This is a genomic window from Shewanella aestuarii, from assembly GCF_014647215.1.
Lineage (GTDB): Bacteria > Pseudomonadota > Gammaproteobacteria > Enterobacterales > Shewanellaceae > Shewanella > Shewanella aestuarii.
Window position 1 is genome coordinate 165,952 of sequence record NZ_BMOT01000007.1, and the last position, 20,100, is coordinate 186,051.

15 protein-coding genes are annotated in these 20,100 nt (G+C 41.8%); 7 read left to right on the forward strand and 8 right to left on the reverse strand.

The features are described 5' to 3' along the window. The first annotated feature begins 72 nt into the window (after positions 1-72). From IEY03_RS11825 to IEY03_RS11835, 3 genes are all read left to right on the forward strand, one after another. Entirely contained in the window at positions 73-747 is a 675-nt protein-coding gene (locus IEY03_RS11825; protein WP_188841902.1) for a response regulator transcription factor, read from the forward strand. Continuing rightward, a complete protein-coding gene (locus IEY03_RS11830) occupies positions 747-2,198 on the forward strand; it encodes a sensor histidine kinase (protein ID WP_188841904.1) in 1,452 nt (483 codons plus the stop codon). Before IEY03_RS11825 ends, IEY03_RS11830 begins: the two co-directional genes overlap by 1 nt. Before the next feature lie 374 nt (positions 2,199-2,572). Next, positions 2,573-4,582 carry an LTA synthase family protein gene (locus tag IEY03_RS11835; protein ID WP_188841906.1) on the forward strand — a complete coding sequence of 670 codons (2,010 nt, stop codon included), beginning with the start codon at positions 2,573-2,575 and terminating at the stop codon, positions 4,580-4,582. 43 nt (positions 4,583-4,625) lie between these two features. On the opposite strand, the gene IEY03_RS11840 is transcribed toward IEY03_RS11835, so the two are convergent. Next, complete coding sequence (locus tag IEY03_RS11840) at positions 4,626-5,072, reverse strand: hypothetical protein (protein ID WP_188841908.1); 447 nt, start codon at positions 5,070-5,072, stop codon at positions 4,626-4,628. A gap of 129 nt (positions 5,073-5,201) precedes the next feature. Further along, positions 5,202-5,987, reverse strand: a complete 786-nt coding sequence (bioH, locus tag IEY03_RS11845; protein ID WP_188841910.1) for a pimeloyl-ACP methyl ester esterase BioH — start codon at positions 5,985-5,987, stop codon at positions 5,202-5,204. 36 nt (positions 5,988-6,023) lie between these two features. Here bioH and IEY03_RS11850 point away from each other — a divergent pair, with 36 nt between their 5' ends. Further along, positions 6,024-6,884 carry a ComF family protein gene (locus IEY03_RS11850; protein ID WP_229778310.1) on the forward strand — a complete coding sequence of 287 codons (861 nt, stop codon included), beginning with the start codon at positions 6,024-6,026 and terminating at the stop codon, positions 6,882-6,884. Between the two features lie 9 nt (positions 6,885-6,893). On the opposite strand, the gene IEY03_RS11855 is transcribed toward IEY03_RS11850, so the two are convergent. Next, entirely contained in the window at positions 6,894-9,509 is a 2,616-nt protein-coding gene (locus IEY03_RS11855; protein ID WP_229778300.1) for a M14 family zinc carboxypeptidase, read from the reverse strand. A gap of 162 nt (positions 9,510-9,671) precedes the next feature. On the opposite strand from IEY03_RS11855, the gene nfuA reads away from it, so the two are divergent. Both nfuA and IEY03_RS11865 read left to right on the forward strand, forming a co-directional pair. Beyond that, entirely contained in the window at positions 9,672-10,250 is a 579-nt protein-coding gene (gene nfuA / locus IEY03_RS11860) for a Fe-S biogenesis protein NfuA (RefSeq protein WP_188841914.1), read from the forward strand. A 104-nt stretch (positions 10,251-10,354) separates the two neighbouring features. After that, positions 10,355-10,930 (forward strand): prepilin-type N-terminal cleavage/methylation domain-containing protein, encoded by a 576-nt coding sequence (locus IEY03_RS11865; RefSeq protein ID WP_188841916.1) that lies wholly within the window; start codon positions 10,355-10,357, stop codon positions 10,928-10,930. A 60-nt stretch (positions 10,931-10,990) separates the two neighbouring features. Here IEY03_RS11865 and IEY03_RS11870 read toward each other — a convergent pair whose 3' ends face one another. After that, on the reverse strand, positions 10,991-12,058 hold the full coding sequence (locus IEY03_RS11870) for a PepSY-associated TM helix domain-containing protein (protein ID WP_188841918.1): 1,068 nt from the start codon (positions 12,056-12,058) through the stop codon (positions 10,991-10,993). Between the two features lie 649 nt (positions 12,059-12,707). Here IEY03_RS11870 and IEY03_RS11875 point away from each other — a divergent pair. Next, positions 12,708-14,687, forward strand: a complete 1,980-nt coding sequence (locus IEY03_RS11875) for a methyl-accepting chemotaxis protein (RefSeq protein ID WP_188841920.1) — start codon at positions 12,708-12,710, stop codon at positions 14,685-14,687. Between the two features lie 101 nt (positions 14,688-14,788). On the opposite strand, the gene menE is transcribed toward IEY03_RS11875, so the two are convergent. From menE to menD, 4 genes are read right to left on the reverse strand one after another with little or no spacing between them, the layout of a single operon-like run. Beyond that, positions 14,789-16,276, reverse strand: coding sequence for an o-succinylbenzoate--CoA ligase (gene menE / locus IEY03_RS11880; protein WP_188841922.1), 1,488 nt, complete (start codon positions 16,274-16,276; stop codon positions 14,789-14,791). 8 nt (positions 16,277-16,284) lie between these two features. After that, complete coding sequence (gene menC / locus IEY03_RS11885; RefSeq protein WP_188841924.1) at positions 16,285-17,310, reverse strand: o-succinylbenzoate synthase; 1,026 nt, start codon at positions 17,308-17,310, stop codon at positions 16,285-16,287. Between the two features lie 9 nt (positions 17,311-17,319). Then, on the reverse strand, positions 17,320-18,114 hold the full coding sequence (gene menH, locus IEY03_RS11890) for a 2-succinyl-6-hydroxy-2,4-cyclohexadiene-1-carboxylate synthase (RefSeq protein WP_188841926.1): 795 nt from the start codon (positions 18,112-18,114) through the stop codon (positions 17,320-17,322). Then, a complete protein-coding gene (gene menD / locus IEY03_RS11895; RefSeq protein WP_188841928.1) occupies positions 18,114-19,853 on the reverse strand; it encodes a 2-succinyl-5-enolpyruvyl-6-hydroxy-3-cyclohexene-1-carboxylic-acid synthase in 1,740 nt (579 codons plus the stop codon). Before menD ends, menH begins: the two co-directional genes overlap by 1 nt. Between the last annotated feature and the right edge of the window lie 247 nt (positions 19,854-20,100).

Sequence of the window (20,100 nt, forward strand, 5' to 3'; positions counted from 1 at the left end):
ATTATCCGAGAAATAATGATAGTCATAGATAGTCGATCTGGTGAATGCGTTAATGGAATAGCAGGAAGATAAATGAAAGTGTTACTAATTGAAGATTCTGAGGCACTGCGCAGAGGGATCAGAGTCGGGCTAGATCACTTAGGCTATACGGTAGATGAAACTGGTGATGGTTCTGAGGGCCTGAGCATGGCACTGACCAATCACTATGACTTTATTATTTTAGACTTAATGCTGCCGAATGTGGATGGCATTAGCTTGCTAAAAAGTATCCGTAAATTGGGTAATCAAGCTAAGGTGATTATTTTATCTGCCAAATCGTTAACAGAAGATCGGGTTGCAGGTTTGCTGGCTGGCGCTGACGATTATCTCACCAAACCTTTTTCATTTGACGAGCTTCAAGCGCGTTTAGTCACTTTAGGGCGTCGTGGTGAGCTTACCTCACACTCACAAAATGTACGCATGGGTGAATTGTTGCTTGATGATAATCAGAAAGTACTGATTTATAAACAAACTACAATTGAGCTGACTAAAAATGAATACAAAATTATCGAGTATTTATTTAACAACCCTAATCAAGTGCTTAATCCTGAACAAATAAGTGAGGCTGTTGTTGGCTCATTTAGCCATTTATCGAAAAATACTATCGAAGCCCATTTATCGGCGGTGCGTAAAAAAGCAAAATTAGTGGGCGCAAGCTTACCGATAAAAAATAAACGCGGTTTTGGTTACTTTGTTGGTGAAGATTAATGAAATCGTTAGCAAGCAGTTTAGTTAATCGTATGACCTGGGCAGTATTAATTATTGTGATACTGATATTTTTAGTGGTTGATATCATTATCGATAACTGGATTGACACTGAATTTGATAATGCGCTAATGCTTAAGTCTAATTACCTTAAAACCTTAATCAAAGTGTCGCCTGCTGGGGTTGAATTTGATTTTGCCGGTGAGTTTATGCCTGAGTTTACTTTACCTGCCAAGGGAGAGTATTTTCAGCTGTGGCAAGATGGCGCTGTGTTTGAACGGTCTGAGTCATTAGTACATTTTGGCCAAACCAACCTCATTAAAGTTGATTTACCGATTAATGGGCAGCAATTTTTTGATGTGACTTTGCCCGACGGGCGTTCTGGGCGAGCAATGGTGTCTGTTTTTGAACCACAGGTGCCTGATAAATATCAAAGTGTCATCACTGGAAATATTGCCCCCATGGTGCTCACTGTGGCACTGTCAGAAGAAGAGTTAAATCATATTCTGATTATTATCGACTCCAGCCTAGCTGTGGGTTTATTGCTGGTGATTTTATTTATGCGTTGGGCCGTGGTGAAGTTAATTCATCGAGGTTTACAACCATTAAATGAGTTAAACCAAGCCCTCAAAAACATTGATTTTCAGCAAACTGAGTTACAACTGCCTAACAGTTTTAAAGCGTTCATCGAAATTGAGCCGGTAAAAAATGAGCTGAATAAATTCATCAGGCTTAATCACCAACATCTGCAAAATGAAAAACGGATCACCGCAGATATCGCCCATGAACTGAAAACTCCAATTAGTGAGCTAATTAGTTTAAGTGAAATCTATATTCGCTATCCCCAAGATGAACGTATTGGTGTGAGTTACAAGCAAGATGTGTTGGCGATTAGTTTAAAAATGAAAGACATAGTTAATAATTTATTGTTATTGCAAAAGGCGTCTTCAGAAGGGTTGCAATTAAACCAAACTGTCATTGATATTGAAGCGTGTATTGCCAAAATAGTCGCAGAATTAAATGCCTCCCGAGCTGGTACGTTAGCCAGAGTGAATATTATCAGTGAGTTGGTTGGGGCGAATTGCCAAACAGATGAATTTTCATTGCACACGGTATTGTATAATTTGATTGATAATGCCCTGTTTTATAGCCCGCAGCAGTCAAAGGTAGTTATTCGTTTAGTGGAACAAAAACAGCCTGGCCATAACAACAAATCAGAGGTAGGGATCACAATTGAAAATGAGTTGCTCAATAGCATAAGCCAAGATGATTTAGAGCGATTAACGCTGCCATTATTTCAAACCGAAAAATCTCGTCAACATCAAAACAGACATGGGCTGGGTTTAGCTATTGTGGATAACATCGCCCAGGTGAATCAATATCACTTTTCGTTCGGCCTAGTCGATAGCAATCGAATCGCGTTTACTTTTTCGTTACCTAAAATAACCTCTTAATTGAATAGCTAAAAACAAACCGTTAAGAGAATGTCATTAAAATGAACTAATGGTTATTTTTAGCGTCCAACTGGCAACAAATTACTATCATAGAGAGGTTTTTATGATATGGATTGTTGCCAGTATACTGTAATCATAGAGCAATACTGCACCAATCAATGTTTGACTCATGTTGGTATTCTGTTAACGTGCTCGCCGCAGTTTGCCATAATTTATATCACTTACAGGTATAATTGTTAAAAATAAGTACGATAAAAACAAGTGTGGTTAAAACTCAATGTTATTAGAACTGAGTTTATTAACAGAAAGTGTTGCTAATACAAAACGCCCTAAAAATATCGTAAAAATAATAGCATAAAAAATTGGAGTTATTTATGGGAGTATTTTCCCTAGGGTCGAATAAAGACTACATAAAATCTGCACGTTATTCTAAACCTCACCATAGTTTTAAAGCTATTTTAGTGTTCGCGTTAATCATGCTAGCGGTAACCACCTTGAGTCGTTTCGGCATGTCGTTATGGCAAATCGAGCGAGTAAATGATGCCCAAGGTTGGTCTCATATTATTCTGCAAGGCTTGCGTGTTGATATTGCAACTCTATGTTGGTTATTAGGCATTGCAGGCCTAGGGACAGCCTTGTTATCAGGCAAGCATGCAATCGGCCAATTGTGGACTGTGTTATTACGTGTTTGGTTAACACTTGGCTTATGGCTCATCGTTTTTCTCGAAATATCGACACCGTCATTTATTCAAGAATATGGATTAAGACCTAACCGTTTATATGTCGAGTATCTGATTTATCCTAAAGAAGTATTATCGATGTTGTGGGCGGGCAGAAAATTAGAGCTGCTACTAGCTCTAGTGGTTTCGATGGCTACCCTATATGGCGGCTGGCGTTTATCTGGCTATTTAACCCGTAATGTTAGATTTCCCCGTTGGTATTGGCGTCCGGTGTTTGCGGTTATTGTTATTTGCATCACCATTTTAGGCGCACGTTCAGCACTGGGACATCGTCCATTAAATCCATCATTGGTGGCGTTTTCGGACGATCCATTGGTCAATTCTTTACTGCTAAATTCAAGTTACTCATTAACATTTGCGATTAAGCAAATGGGCAACGAGCAAGATGCCTCTAAGGTCTACGGTAAGTTAGAACAGCAAAAAATAATCGATATCATTCGCCAGCAAAGTGGTCGTTCTCCTGAGGAATTTACTTCTAGTGAATTTCCAAGCTTGACCTATAACCAAGCGAGTTATCAGGGTAAACCGAAAAACTTGGTGATTATTCTACAGGAGAGCTTAGGGGCAAGGTTTGTAGGCAGCTTAGGTGGATTACCTTTAACGCCAAGTATCGATGAGCTGTCTGCTCAAGGTTGGTTTTTTGAAAATCTGTATGCCACAGGTACCCGCTCAGTTCGCGGCATTGAAGCAATTACTACGGGCTTTACGCCTACGCCGGCACGTGCTGTGGTTAAGTTAGGTAAAAGCCAAACTAACTTTTTTACTATTGCTGAATTATTGAAACGTCAAGGCTACTCAACCCAGTTTATTTATGGTGGCGAAAGTCATTTTGATAATATGCGTAGTTTCTTTTTAGGGAATGGTTTTAGCCAAATCATTGACCAAAACGACTATAAAGACCCTGCGTTTGTAGCATCTTGGGGGGTTTCTGATGAAGATTTATTATTCAGAGCTCATGATGAATTTACTGAGATGCATAAACAGGGCAAGCCGTTTTTTAGCTTAGTGTTTAGCTCAAGTAACCATGATCCATACGAGTTTCCTGATAACCGAATTGAGCTGTATGAACAGCCACAATATACCATGCACAATGCGGTGAAATATGCCGATTACGCCGTGGGTGAGTTTTTCAAGAAAGCTCAAAATGCTGACTATTGGAACGATACTCTGTTTTTGGTAGTGGCGGATCATGACAGTCGTGTTGGTGGCGCCAGCTTAGTGCCGATTTCACGCTTTAGAATACCTGGGTTAATCTTGGGTGGTGGAGTCGAAGCCAAGCGCGATCCTCGAGTGGTTAGCCAAATAGATATGGCGCCGACGTTATTATCTATGATTGGAATATCTGGTAGTTACCCTATGTTGGGGCGAGATTTAACCCAACAATCGCCAGGTTGGCAGGGCAGAGCGCTAATGCAATATGATAAAAACTTTGCTCTTTTAGAGGGTAAAGACGTCACCATATTACAACCTGAACAAGCTGCAAAAAGCTTTGTGTATGATTTCAGTAACGAGACATTAACGTCACGTGAGCTTGATACTCAGCAGGCAGAAAAGGCTTTAGGTTGGGCGTTGTGGGGCAGCGCGGCTTATAACCAGCACTGGTTTAGTTTACCCAAACAAGAGGTTGAAACCCAAGCTCGTTAAAAGCTTTTTTGTAACCTGCTTGGTGAGTGATTGGATAGTCTAATTAAGTTTTGTGTTGGCCATAGTATTGGCTAACATGCTGACGCACCAATTGAAAATAAGCAGCATCTTGTGTTGAAGCATGAGTTGCTGCTTTTTTATTATCCGGCGTCGTGGTTTCTGCCTGTGCCGAGGTAGACAGCTTAATACGAATGTCTTTACGCTGAATTGTCGGTGAATTGCTTGCAGTCACTTTAACAGGTTGGTTAAGCGCCGCTTGTTGGGAGGTTTGTTGTTGATTGCTAGAACGTTGTTGCTGCTGTTTTTGTTCAACAATTTTATATGCTGGTGCGCGCTCATTTTGTGGATTAAAGGCGCGTTCAGGATGATTTTTTGTCGGTTGCTGCGGAGGAATAATGGGCGGTTTTTGTTGATTATCCACTCGAGCAAGATCCGTCGCAACATTGCTGGTTGCTAAAGGCACTTGTGGATAGTGGGAATTAATCAACATAGTCAATCACCTCAGTCGGTGTTTAGGCATAAATACAACATCACTAGATGTTTGCTTTACCGACAATATGTTTGAATTATAGCCAATTGTATCGAGTTGTGAAAGTGTTACTAGAGACCATATACGGCCCTAAGCTTTAAGCGTGTTAAGCCAGTGATTTATGTGCTCGATAAACAGATTCGTGTGTGAAATAAACGGCGAATGTGAGGCTTTTGCTAAAATAACATCTTCCATATTTGTATTTTTAGTCAGCATGTTTATTGATCTACGGGGCACTAAGCCATCTAATTTTCCCCAAACTCTTAACCAAGGGCGTGTGATATTGGGCAGTTGATCGCGTAAATCAACTTCGGCCAGCATATCTAAACCCTGTTGCAAACTCGCCTCGCAGGGTAACGGCTTGGCCAATACCAGTGACTTGATTTTGAGGATATCGGCTTTAGCGGTTTCACTGCCCATGGCCTGAATCGCCAAGAAGCGCTCAACGGTTTTAGGCAGGTTTTGATGTAGCTGAGTGGAAAACTGCCCTATCACCTCCGATGCAATTCCCGGCCATGGTTGAGGTATTTCAGTGGTCTGCGCCATGAAACAAGGCGATGAGGCTACCGTGATCAGGGCTTTTATTTTATCGGGGAATCGTAATGCGATTTGGGTGGCCACAAGACCACCGAGTGACCAGCCCAACCAAATGGCGTTATTTGGCAGCTGTTGGCTTAGCGCAGTAGCCCAGTCATTAATATCACCTTCAATCATAGGGCTGTCGCCAAAACCGGGCAAATCAACGTAATGCGCTCTATACTGACTTAGTGCCTGTTTTAACGGTTCAAATACCGCACCATTTACCCCCCAACCGTGCAGTAACACGATATCTTGGCCATCACCTATGGTATTGATATGCAGTCTAGGGTAGGTCAAATACTTTGCCTCTATTTAATGGAATGAATAGTGAAAATGCGTAAAAAAGTCTTAAATTACAACAAAAATGACAAGGATGTTGATGTTGCTTCCATGGCTTGGTTGGCAAAAATAAGCCAGTGGTTGCATCATTTTATCTTCGAATTGCGTTGCAGTTTACCTAACCGCTGCTTGCTGTGCCAGCAAAGGATTGAGCAACAAGGCTATCAACAGTCATTTCCAAATAGGGTTTTAACAGGCATTTGCCAAACGTGTTTAGTCAGTGGTTTGTATCAAACAGAAGTGTGCCTGGGGTGCGCTAAACCTTTAACAAGGCTGCAAGAGTTCTGCGGTCAATGTATGGCAAGTCTTCCTATCAAGGTGATAGCCCCGTGCAGTTACCATCAGGGGTTTGGCCCCTTGGTGAGTGCGATTAAATATCATCGCCAAATGGCGGCCCTGAATGTGTTGTCACAGCAATTAGCATATCGCATACAACAACTTGTAAATTATGGTTTAATTGACTTGCCGCAGGTTATTATTCCAGTGCCTTTGCATGCGAACCGTTTAGGTCAGCGAGGCTTTAATCAGGCCTGGTTGATTGCAAAGCAGTTGAGCGAGCTGCTAGATATCCCTATGGATGATCAATTTATTTTTCGATGCCAAGATACTAGCCCGCAAGCTGGACTTGATGGAAAACAGCGACGGGATAATTGCCATCAGGCGTTTGCGCTTAAGGCGCAGCAACAGTATTTCAATGCAAAGGGATCCATTGCCCGATATCAACATGTTGCGCTTGTTGATGATGTGGTGACTACTGGCACCACAATTAATGAGATTGCCCTATTATTAAAGCAACACCAGATTGCCAGTCAGGCATGGTGCCTAGCGCGAGCGGAAGCACCAGAGTTACGTTAATTCGTGGGTTTAAGGTGCAGCCTGAATAAAGTACAAGGCGTTGGCGTAGACTTTTTCGCTCCCTAACCAAATATTTCTGAACATCATATTATCTGCTAAACCCACAATCGCCCCTTTGCCTTTTCGTTCTACCATCATGGCGGGCTTGTTGGCAAAGGCGCGTTGATATTCCTGTGCCATATAGCCGCTAGATAATAATTGATCTTGGTATTGTCCCGCTACCGTAAAAGGTGCTGAATTGGTTTCAAAAGCCAATGGTTTGTTTTTCATTACCGCAACTGTGCTAGGCATACCGAAGGTTAATGGATGAGATGAGTCTAAAGCGAGATTAACAATAGCACCGCCAATATGCTGTTTAGCTTTAAACGCGGCCTGATCGCTAAAGCGTAAACCATCACTGTTAAACAGTTTATGGTAATAACGTTCTGTTTGTACTTCCTGACTCAACACATTACGTTTATTCAGCCAAGTTAATGCCGCTTTTTGAGCGATAATCACGCCACCATTTTGTACAAACTGTCCCAGTTTGCGGGCGCTAGTATCATTCATGCTGCTAAAGTTACCTTCAGTCATAAATACGTGGGTATAACGACTTAAATCAAGACTATTGATACGCTCTGCATTTACCAAGCTGACGGGGACAGAAAGTTTTTTATCTAAGTAATACCAGATTTCTCCGACTTCAAAAGCATCACTGCCATAGCCGCTAATGATCATCGGAACCACAGGTTTAATGGTGGTAAAATCGTCAGAACCTAAATCGATGCCGGTAAAATTAGCTGAACTTGCGGTAGCGATAACGTCTACCTGCCATTTTGTTGCCGCTTCCCAGGTCAATTGTCTCACTTCGGCTATGCTTTTTCCGGTTTGCTTTACAGGGATTTGTAAGCTGCCAGCGACAAATTTTTGCTTAATTGTCTGCTGGTTTTGTGTTTGCTTAAGACTAAATTCTTGATTAGAAAACTTAACCTGCACACCTTTTGTCAGTAGCTGATTAACAAAACCGCTGGCGGGTGATTGCTGCCAATTGATCAGTAACGCCACACTGTTTTGCGGCCATGGCGGCGTTGCGCTGTTATGCAAATTAAGCTGATGATATTGCATAGGGTGAGTCGTTAGCACATCCACATCAGGAGTGACATTTGGCACCACATTTAAGGCTAAAGCCGATTCAATATCCCAGGTAGAAATATCGTAAAAAGTCGGATCTTTAAAATCGGTTCGTTTATCAAATAGTGCGTTTAATAATGCTTGTTGAGGTTGATTATCGGCAACAAAAATACTGTCGATAGGGCGGTATTCTTGTCCAGAGTGGAATAATGACTTGGTTAAGTAATTAAATTGAATTTGATGTTGGTTGAATAAATGAATCAATTCATCGCGGCGCGCGGTATCGTTTAATGCGCGAATTAAGCGGCCTTTGCTGCGTATTTGCTCTTTGGGTTGTTTGTCGCTAAAGAACTCGGTTTGGTAATTGATAAGCGCTTGTTTAAGTGCCAATGCACCCTGGACGCTGGAAATAGAAGTGGCAAAATGATTCGCAATAGCGGTTTGAAAAGTCACTACGCCATTAGCAGAGGCTTGCGCTTGCCCACGGGCGCTAGCTTGTTCAAACAATACGCCGACCGAGCCATTGATGTCCGGATAAGTTGAGCCTTTACCATAGAAAAAATCATCAAATAATTGACCACTGAAATACACTTGTTTGGCTTCATCTAAGGCTTTGCGGTGAAAATCTGCGAGTCTTTCGGTGAGTTCATGATTCGCTATAGGGGTTAATGGGTAGATGCGATCGATCACTCCAGGTTGAAAAAAGTAAGATTGGCTATGCCACATTTCGTGAAAGTCGCCAACATAGTGAGGTTGCCATTTGTGGAAAAATGCTACACGGCCTTGCGACGCTTTATGACGTAAAAATAACCAATCACGGTTTAAATCCGCAAAATAATGATTACCTCTACCCGTTGGCCAATCTTGCCAATGCTCACGATGGTTTTCATCACTGACGTTGGTTTGGCCTTTATGGTTGTTTGCCCAGGTAGCAAAACGGTCAAATCCATCGGGATTTTGGCTTGGGGTGATTAGCACTACAGCCTGCTCTAAAAGCTGCTTTACCCAAGGCTCTTGGCTTGCGGCTAAGTAATAGCTAAACGCGATGGCGGCATGGGCACCGCTCGCTTCGTCACCATGAATTGAATATGCCAGCCAAATGACCAGAGGCCCTTGTTGGGGACTACCTTGTTTTACAGTACTGCGTTGTTGCAGGATCTGGGCTAAATTACGCTGATTTTTATCTGAAGTAATCACAGCGGTCAGTTGTTCTCGGGCTTCATGACTAAAACCTGCGCTATCTAAAGAGACTCTTGGGCTTTGGTTCGCTAAGGTGTTGAGGTAGAAATTGATTTGATCATGACGTAAATGCCACTCACCAAGCGGATATCCTAAAAATGCAGCAGGAGAGGTGACACTCTTATCTAATTGAACGTTGCTCATTGCCAAATCAAGTTGAGATGGCGCGGGCTGCGCACCCAGCGGAGCGCTCAAAAGTAAGCCGGTGAGAAGTAAGCAAAAGAAGCGCATAAAAGTCATGGTAATCAACATCAATAAATCAAGCCTGAATGGCATAACCTTAATGCCAAATGGCGATTAGTGCCATTAAAAGGGTGTGATTTATCGCATTTTTTCGATAACAAACCACTATGAGGGCTACAAACAAAATGCAACACAGAGTATCATAGCGCTAATTCTTACTAATTTACTCAGGTATACCCTGACGGAGCAGGTTTTATGATTACCATTTCCGAAGCAGCTCAGGCGCATTTCGTTAAATTGTTAGCTGATCAAGCCGAAGGCACTCATATTCGTGTGTTTGTTATCAGCCCTGGTACCGCGCAAGCAGAGTGTGGCGTATCTTATTGCCCACCAGATGCGGTAGAAGATGATGACATGGAATTACCTTTTAATGGTTTCAAGGCAATGGTTGATGAGAAAAGTGTGCCTTTTCTACAAGAAGCCAGCATTGATTATGTTTCTGATCAAATGGGTTCGCAGTTAACCTTAAAAGCGCCAAATGCCAAAATGCGCAAAGTTGCTGATGATGCGCCATTAACCGAGCGTATTGAATATGTTATTCAATCTGAAATTAACCCGCAGCTTGCCAGCCATGGTGGCAACATTATGTTGGTTGAAATTTCGGCTGAAGGTGTTGCCGTACTGCAATTTGGTGGTGGTTGTAATGGTTGCTCACAAGTTGATATCACTTTAAAGGATGGTATCGAGAAGCAACTACTTGATATGTTCCCTGGTGAGTTAACTGGTGTACGTGACGTTACCGATCACCAACATGGCGAGCATTCTTACGCATAATTGTGCCAGTTTGCTTAATGAAAACGCGCCTTTAGGGCGCGTTTTTCGTTTACACAAGGTTGATGTTACAGTATCAATATTGAGCCTAAATAAGGGAAATAGCATTGTTTAGTATAAGTAAAAAACAGGACGGATTTACACTAATAGAGCTAGTTGTGGTGGTGATAGTGTTAGCTATTTTGGCTGTAATCGCATCACAAAAATACCTCGACATTAAGCGTGATGCTGCCATTAGTGACGTTAAAGCAACCGCTGCGGCTTATCAACAGAGTTTAACCTTTGTCCATACTCGTTGGCAGATACTTGGCAATAAGCGAGCGATGAATGATTTACCGGGTTTTGGTAATAACGATCTCGATATCAACTCCTTTGGTTATCCGCTAGGGATTGATAAAGGCAATCCTATGGGCCAACCTAAAAATATTGGTCAAGGCCAACAGGGATGTGTTGATTTATGGAACGGGTTGTTAGTCAATCCACCTTCGGTGGCGATTGCCAATAGCAATAATGACAGTGATTATGAATCATATCGCCATCAAGCTGACGTGAACCCTGATGGTCAAACTCAATGCAGTTATGTGTTGCGAACCTTAGGCGACAGTGGCAATCGAAATCAGGCTGAAATAAAAATTGTTTATGACTCTGTTGCTGGCACAGCACAAGCTGTCATTAAAAATTAAATCATTTTCAGTAAAAATAGCGGCCACTTGACCGCTGTTTTATGGCTGTACCACTGAGTACTAGCGAGTAGCCGTTTTCGATTTAAAGGTTCTTCTATAAAAAGTAACCGTACTGAATAATAAAATAAATATCGCCACAATTGAGATTGAGGTAATTAATACCACATAGCTTAGGGGCATATTTAGTGCATCATGGAGGGGCCTAACAAAACTGGCTATTCTTCCTGATAATGCACGGTCACTGTGCTTTAACGCTGATTGTATTTCACCTGTGTTGTAGTTAATGGTGATATTGTCTGCCTGTCTTAGCCACACATCGCTGTGGCTATCAAAGCGAATGCTATAGATCAAATCTGTGGGTTGGATGTTTTCGTCTGTCGAGATCCTAGGCTTATTAACCGACACCAGTATGGCCTGTGGCCATAAATTTTGTGCAGTTTCGAGTTGGCTGAGCCAGTCATTTGGCCTAGCGCTTGAGTAGTTTACGGTTTCTTCTGTTTGGTGTTGTAAATAGTCGGTCCAAAGTCCTTTATAGGTAATCAAAAAGCCACTAATACATAAGATAAATAATGGTACAGAGATAAATAAACCTAATTGAATATGGCTTTTTAGCAAACTGCTTGAGCGCGTATCAGTTGGAATACTGTGCTTTAATCTAAAAGCTTTACGTACTCGCCACCATAAGTATATGCCGACTAATGTAATTAAGCCGCCAGCCAAAGAGGCCCATGCGTTGGTATATTTACCCACATCGTCCAATAAAAAATTGCGGTGCAACCAAAACATCGTGCTGTAGAGTGCGATATTATGGTTAGCATGTATCGCTAGCTCATTCAGTTGAGTGTCTAATACGATAGATTTACCACGTGTGGCCGCTTCAATATATGGGCTGTATTCAGTTGGAAAACGCACTGAGCTCATTTGTGGGTAGCGTTCAAATATGCTGTGCAATATGTGTGCTTTTTCAGCTGTATTGAGTGCGACAAAGGTTTGTCCGTGATCCTCAATACGTTTAAGTATGTCCATGCCACCCAGATAGACCCCAGTTGTCAGCACAATAAGCATGGTAATGCTGATAAAAAAACCTACCCAGTTATGAAACCATTTTAAAGCCGGTACTACTTTCATGTTTTACTTTCTCAAAGTGTTAAAGTGCGCTGGTTGCTCAACGCATGATATTGCTCAACAAAAAGGCAATATTGGTATACATTAATGTCATTTCGAGAATGATAATCAATATCATTTTGTTCATCAATTAAAGAAGTGTAAAGATGGCAATAAAGGTGAGTAGTTTGGCAGTGAATATCTTGATAAGGGTGCTAATAAGGATATGACATTAGTGCGTTAGCTTGGTTTTTCAAACAAAGCTTTAAGCCTGAATTAATAAGGTGCTACTAATATTGCTTGGCGCTGAGCGGGTTCACCAGTTAGTTATTTTCCGAGTGTTTTCGTTGGCAAACCGGGGAGCTGTCAGTGGGCAATAGATAATTAAGCTATTAAACAACTATATAAAGCTATTTCAGATGCCGTACGCCTCTCTGGTAAGTATTTTGCTAATTTAGCACTAACTCATTCACTTTTAATATTTGCGCGTCATGCTTTTCACATCTACGCTTATACTTCGCTGCTGTTTTAAACAGCGTGTGCAGTATTGTTGGCTAGGTCATCACAGATAAAATGGTGATGACATAAAAAGTGTCAATTAATACCGCAGTTTAATATTGAATGGATTTCTCTACCTTAATCAAGCATCACGGATGAACTTAAAGGTTATTAAATGAAACTTAAACAAAAACTCTTGTTGGCATTTTTGTCAATCGGCTTGATCCCAGCATGTATTATCAGCATCAGCGTACTATTTATCAGCAGTCAAACATTAACCCAGCAAGCTTTTAACCAGCTAGATTCAATTAAGTACATCAAAAAAGAACAAATAGAGTCTTACTTTGCTGAACGGCAAGGGGATTTAAATTTACTGCAATATACCCTTTCTAAGCGTTTAAATTTTAATAATGAGAGGGATCTTAGTGATAGCGCTGAATTGCAACATGATTATTTCGAACATTTTGTATCGGCATATCAATATTACGATTTATTTGTTATTAGTCCTACGGGCAATATTTTATATACGGTTGCTAAAGAATCTGATTATCAAACTAATTTAAATAACGGCACTTATAGAGACTCTAACTTGGGTGAGTTATTTCGGCACACTATGAGTCAACAGAGTTACCAACTCACCGATTTTGCTCCCTACGCGCCCAGTAACCATGAACCTGCCGCCTTTATCGCGCAGCCAATTATTGAAGATAATCAAGTGAAAGCCGTGATTGCGTTACAGCTTTCCCTTGAGTCAATAAACGAAATCATGCAGTTACGTGCAGGTATGGGGGATACTGGTGAAAGTTATCTTGTGGGGCCTGATTTACGGATGCGTTCAGACTCCTTTCTTGATCCTACAGGGCATTCAGTGAAAGCCAGTTTTAGTGGTAATGTCAAAAATAATGGCGTGGACACGGCGGCAGCCCATGCTGCTTTGAAAGGTATATCAGACACGCAAATCATCACTGATTACAATGGCAATCCGGTACTGTCCTCGTACGCTCAAATTAAAATAAATGACTTGTACTGGGCTTTATTGGTTGAAATCGATGAGGCGGAAGCTATGGCCGCGGTACATCATTTACGTTGGATTATTTTACTTATTTCAGTGGTTGCTGTGATTGGTATTTTGATGACTACATATGTGATCACTCAATCAATTTTACGTCCTTTAGGCGGCGAGCCCAAGACGATGCAAGTGATCACCGAGCGCATTGCTAGTGGTGATCTTACAGTTAACTTTGAATCTAACGTTAAGTTAATTGGTGTATATGGCGCCATGCGGACTATGTCGACTTATTTAAAACAAATTATCGGCAGTATCGTTGATGCCACATCCCAATTATCCGCTACAGCAGAGCAAACTAGCTCAACTAGCCATCAATCAAATATCAGTTTACAAGAGCAACAAGCAAATATTCATAATGTGTCGGTAGCCATGCAGGAAATGGCAACTACGATTGCCGATGTGGCTATGAATGCTAGAAACGTAGCGGATTCAACCAGTCATGTATCGGACATTTCAGAGGCCGCCACTACCAGTATCCAGCAAACTATTACCGTTATTGCATCCTTAAGTGATGAAGTCTCTAGGGCCACAAATGTGGTTCAAGAAATTGCTAATCAAAGTCAAAGTATTGGATCTGTGTTAGAGGTGATTCGTTCGATAGCCGAACAAACCAATTTACTGGCGTTAAATGCCGCTATTGAAGCCGCCAGAGCCGGAGAGCAAGGCCGTGGTTTTGCGGTAGTCGCCGATGAAGTTCGACAATTGGCGTCGAAAACCCAGAACTCGACTGCCGATATTGAGTTGATGATCCAAACCCTGCAAACCAAAACTAATCATGCGGTCACAGTGATGCAACACAGTGCAGAACATGCTTTAGATACGGTAGATAAAGCTCGCCATACTCAAAATTCATTTAAAGAAACGACTACGGAAATTGAACGAATCGCCTTAAATGCGCAGCAAATTGCTGCCGCAGCCGTGCAGCAAGCCGATGCTGCCGAAGAAATAAATCAATGCTTAGTGACCATTAATGATGTCGGCAGACAAAATGCCGAAGGGGCACAGCAAATTTCAGAGGCCAGTGCCGATTTAAGTCATTTAGTCAGACAGTTAAATGGCATTACGTTGAAGTTTAAACTGCAATAATATTCACACTCCACACTCTTCTCATAGAGGGGTGTAGAACCCTAATTATTCAGGCTCACGCTGGTAATGGTTAAGGAGTAGGGTAGTTTGCACATATCAATTTATTGGCTATTTTTTGTGTTTATGACTTCTGAAATAACGCGTTTTCGATTAACTTTAAGGCCATCCATTGTGATATTTGGCCAAGCATAAAAATGTCGTGGGCGCTTAAAACTAGCCAGTTGTTGGATCACCAATTGGGTTAGTTGATGTTCAATATTTACGGGTAGCTCTGCCTGTTTATATTCAATAATGGCCGCAGGCAATAATCCAAATATGTTATCGGCAAGGCCAAAGACTAAGGCTTTACTGACCAAAGGATGTTTCAGTAATACGGATTCAATTTCTTCTGGTTGGATATTCTCGCCGCCACAAATAAACATATTATCAACACGGCCGAGTAATATGAGTTGGCCTTTTTCATTGAATTGACCGCGATCCTGTGTACAAAACCAACCTTGATCATCTATGGGTAAATCCAACTGATATTGTTGCTGAGCATTGATATTCAAATAGCCTTGAAACAAACATTCGCCTTTTACCCAGATAACATCATCAACTAACTTTAATTGTCGATTAGGCAAAGGACGACCAAGATGATGCTGCAAGTTGGCTTTTGCTGTGGTGATTTGCGAACTCATTTCTGTCATGCCATAGCTTGTGTAAGTGTTCACCTTTTTTTGAGCCAGCGCCTCAATTAATCCAGCTTCAATCACACCACCACCAAGTAATAAGGCTTTTAAAGCGCTTAATGCCTGTGGCGCTTGCTGTAGAATTTGTAGCGCTTGTGTTGGCACCATAGACACATGGGTAATTGCTTCATCTTTAAGTTGTTGAGCTAATGTCATCTGGTTTGATTTGATCACAATAGCTGCCGCGGCAAGCGCACAACGATTAACTATGGCCAGCCCGCCAATATGAAACAAGGGTAAGGATAATAACCAACGGTCGTTATGTTGCAGTGGGATATAGCGGCTTGAGCCCTGAGCACTGGCAATATGATTGATTAAGGCATGCACGGCCGCTTTGGGTGTGCCGCTTGAGCCTGATGTCAAAATGATATTAACCGGTTTGTGCGGGTTTACTTTTTGCGCGGCACAAACCCGCTGACTTTTGTCGAGTTGACGATTAGCTGTTACCTTGTGCGCTAAATCAATTAATCCAGGGCGGAACTCTCGCGACACAATTTCACTAGGTTGCCAAATAAAATGGATTTGAAAACGCTTAATAAGTTGCTCAATTTGGCTATCGGAAAAGCGGCCATTGATGGGAAAAAATATGGCACCAATTTCAACGCATGCCCAGTAAAGAGTCATGATGGCAAAGGTTTGCTGGGCTAAGTTGTGATTTGAGGTTGTCGTGGCGCTAACAGATGTTGGGATCACCGCCGCAATAATAACACCTGGCGTAACCCCTTGTTGTTGCAAGTTTTCTGACAGCGCAGAAATTTGTGCCGCCCAGCTTGCGTAAGTTATCAACTTACCTTCAAGTAACACCGCGGTATTATTGGGTGATTGCAGTGCAGTTTGTTGCACTGGTGATAACATCATAATGCTGCCTAGTCTTTAATCAGTTTGAGCTTATTAAGGGTTAACTGGCCATTTTCATCTAACAAACGCTGGCTAAATGCACTTAAGGTATCAAGCCCAGGAGGGTTATCTGGGGTGAGTGCTTGGCTGATAAACGCTAGATCAGTAATGCCTACATCTGATTCCAAACTTGAGCTTAAAATACAACGCACGCCTTGATGATCGGCAAGGCTGACAATTTCTTGCATCTTAGTTAATGAACCAAGCAGCATAGGTTTTAAAATGAATGCACCGATACCTGGTTGGTTTTGTAAGAGTTTTTCGAAGTCTAAATCAGCGGTGAGCAAAAATTCATCGAGGGCGTATTTAATCCCAATTTGCTTATATAATTCAATGTTATCGCTAGGTTGGAGACAGGGCTCTTCAACGTACTCAATTTGTTTTTTAGGTAAGCAGGCTAAAAAGTCGACCGCTTGATTGAGGGTAAACCCACGATTGGCATCTAGTCTTAGGGTTAAACTTGGTTTACGCGCCAACACTTGATGTACAAAAGCGATTTCGCTGTCCATATCTGTTTGGGCTACTTTGATTTTTACACTGTGAATATTGGCTAAATCGGCCAATTTATTATCAATCGCTGTGGCAGATAAGCCATGGTAAAGCAGGGGGATATTAGCCTGTGTTTTTACTCTAGCTGGAAATTGTTGTAGGCATTTGGCAAGCAACACACTTAGACCAAATTGAACCGACGGGTAAGCACTGTTAGCGACCGCGGAATTGAGTTCATTCACTTCCTCGCCAATTAATGTGCTCTGTAATTGAGTGAGCTCAACCATAACCTGTTCAATGGTTTCATGGCTAAATCCTTGCAATGGCAAGCCTTCAATATCAATACCTGCTAAGGGTGATATTTCAGCAAAAGCCTGTTGGCCGTTATCTAAAACCACATTCACAATAAAGCCAACACGATGATCAATCCGCTGCTTAGCAACGGGTAATGGCGTATTTAAATCAATTTGATATTGGTAAAGTTCAAGCGATGTGATGTTAGGCATAGGGCACTCTTATTGTATGGGGTCATCGCGAAGTATTGATAGTAACGTATTACTGAAAATATATGGCTGCATTGAATGAATATTGTGACCAACGCCTGTAATGATGACTAACTTTAGCAAAGAGGCAGAGTGAAGCGCTTGCTGCCAATCTTTGGCTAACTGCTGAAATTTGTTATCTTGTTCACCTGTGATGAACACACTTTGACACGATAGTTTATTTAGCACATTGCGACAGTCGTGCTGCAAGCTTAACGAAGTGGCCCGATAGCATGCGTGCAAGTTTTTTGGATGATTACTAAAGCGTTTGCTGATTAAAAATTGCCGTTGCGAATGACTGAGATCGCTAAAAACCGTTTGTTGATACCATAGTTGCAAAAATTGCTCAAAAGGCTGACTGAGCAACTTATCAGCCCAGTTGTTATCATTAATCGCCCTTTGATATTTTTCATCATCACTAAGTAAGCCCGGGTGAGCAGACTCTAAGGTTAAACTTAATAATGCTTGTGGCTGTATGCTGGCAATATGCAGCGCAATACGACCACCTAATGAGTAACCCACCAGGTGAAACCTGCTATAGCCTAAATTATTAACCGTTTGAATAATATGCTCAGCAGCGCTGAATAAACCTGGATGAGGCAAAACCAATGCGTTATCGCCATGACCGGGTAAGTCGATACAGATGCAATGAAAATATTGGCTCATTGTGGCCATCATTGGCTGCCAATCTTCTTTTGCTCCCATAAAACCATGCAATAACACCATGGCCGGTAATTGAGGATCACCGTATTGATTTACCCATGTCATCAGTGTTGCTTCACCCATTGGCTAATTTGGGCAATTTGATCGCTTGCTTGATTGGAGCTGACATTCACTTCAATTACACTGGCACAATCAAATTCAAAGGCTTCGGTATAGGCTTCAATAAAAGATTCTAAATCATCGGCTTGACGGTAAGCTAAACCGAACATGGCCGCACCATAACCAAATTCAAAACCGTGAGATAAGCGGTAAAAATCTTGGCGCAATTGCTCGCTTGGCACAGGTAATAGATTGAATATATTGCCACCGTCGTTATTTAAAATAACCAATACATAGGTTGAGGTGATTTGCTTTAACAGCGCCAACGAATTTAAATCATGTAAGCATGAAATATCGCCAATGATCATGGTCATTTTTTGTTGTTTATCTAGTGCAATACCAGCGCTGGTAGCAATCAGTCCATCAATGCCCGATGCGCCACGATTGGTATATATATACGGCAACGCGGGGCCAATAGGAGCATACATATCGTACAAGCGGATAGGTAAGCTGTTGCCGATAAATAATACTTGTTCAGCGCTTTGTCGCTGCGCAATCCAGCGAATAACCTGTGCTTCACCAAATTGAGTTTGATCGATTTGCTGGCTAAATAATTCAGCTAAGGTTTCGTTGTGATTGATTAACTCAAGCCCCCAATTGGCACTTGATGAGCGTGGCCAGCTCAGTTTGCAAAATGCGCTGACACTGGTTTGCCAAATTTGTTTACTTTGATGGCTGGGATCTAATCGACTTGAGTGAGGTAATACTTGCCAATAGCTATGCCAAGCTTGATTTGCTAAATAGCTGATTAACCGTTTCGAAATAAAGCGTCCACCAAATACCAACACGCGTTCGGCTTGTTCTAAAAGCTTAGTGGCTTTTGGGTTAAGCAGCAGTTGGTCAACATTACCAATGACACCTGAATGTTGTCTTAACTGTGATTGCGCATCTGTCACAATCGGCCATGCGAGCTTTTGGGCTATTTCTACGATTAATTCTGGGTTGTCAGCAGGCGACAAGGTTCCCACCACAATGATGCCTTTGCCATGGGCGAAACGCTTCAAGGAGTCTTCACTCGGCAGTAAAGCGCCCATGCTTTGCTGATACTGACTAAAAGGTTTGTTATGAGTTAACCATTGGGTGAGTGGTTTTAAATATTGCTGTATGACCACAGAAGCATTTTTTGCTTGCCTAGTTAAGGCGCTTAGCTCACTGGGGTAAAACGGTTCACGGTACATGCAGTTGATATGAATTGGCTGACTATGTTGGCTAACCGCTTGATCTAACGTGGTGAGTAATGCGCTTGCTGGAAATGCTAGATCAGGTGTGGGTAAATTCACCTGTGCGGCATAATTGGCAAAAATGGCAGGTTGGATAATGGCCTGATTGGCACCGCACTCAATTAATTCACTTGGGCGATCCCCAGATAGCACAATAAGAGGAACATGGGTTAGCCATGCTTCAACAATCGCAGGATACAAATTAGCGACCGCAGTGCCAGAGGTGGTAATGATCGCTACCGGTGTATTACTGGATTTGGCTAAACCCAGTGCCATAAATCCTAAACCGCGCTCATCAAAATGAATGTGCCTGCGGATCGTATGCTGCGACGCTGCGGCTAAGGTTAATGGCGTTGAGCGCGAACCCGGTGCCATGCAGACGTGTTTAACCCCCAAACGGCTAAGTTCTTCGAGGATTATTTGCCCCCATAAAAGATTTAAATCGGCACTGGGCTGAGGTTGCATATTAAGAATTACCTGCAAAAAAAAGTCTGTTTAAGTGTAACCGTTCACAATCGCTATATCTAAGATTTCGTACTCAATTGTAAATGATGCCTTAAATATTTCATCAAAAACACTTAGTAAAAATCAGTAGGTTATATTTTTGTTGTGCTAATGTTATATATATGATTTATATAAAGCGAGATACCTAAACAATGTCAAACCCTTATATAAGAATATTCGCCATTAGGGCGGCTAAATCACGGTATTA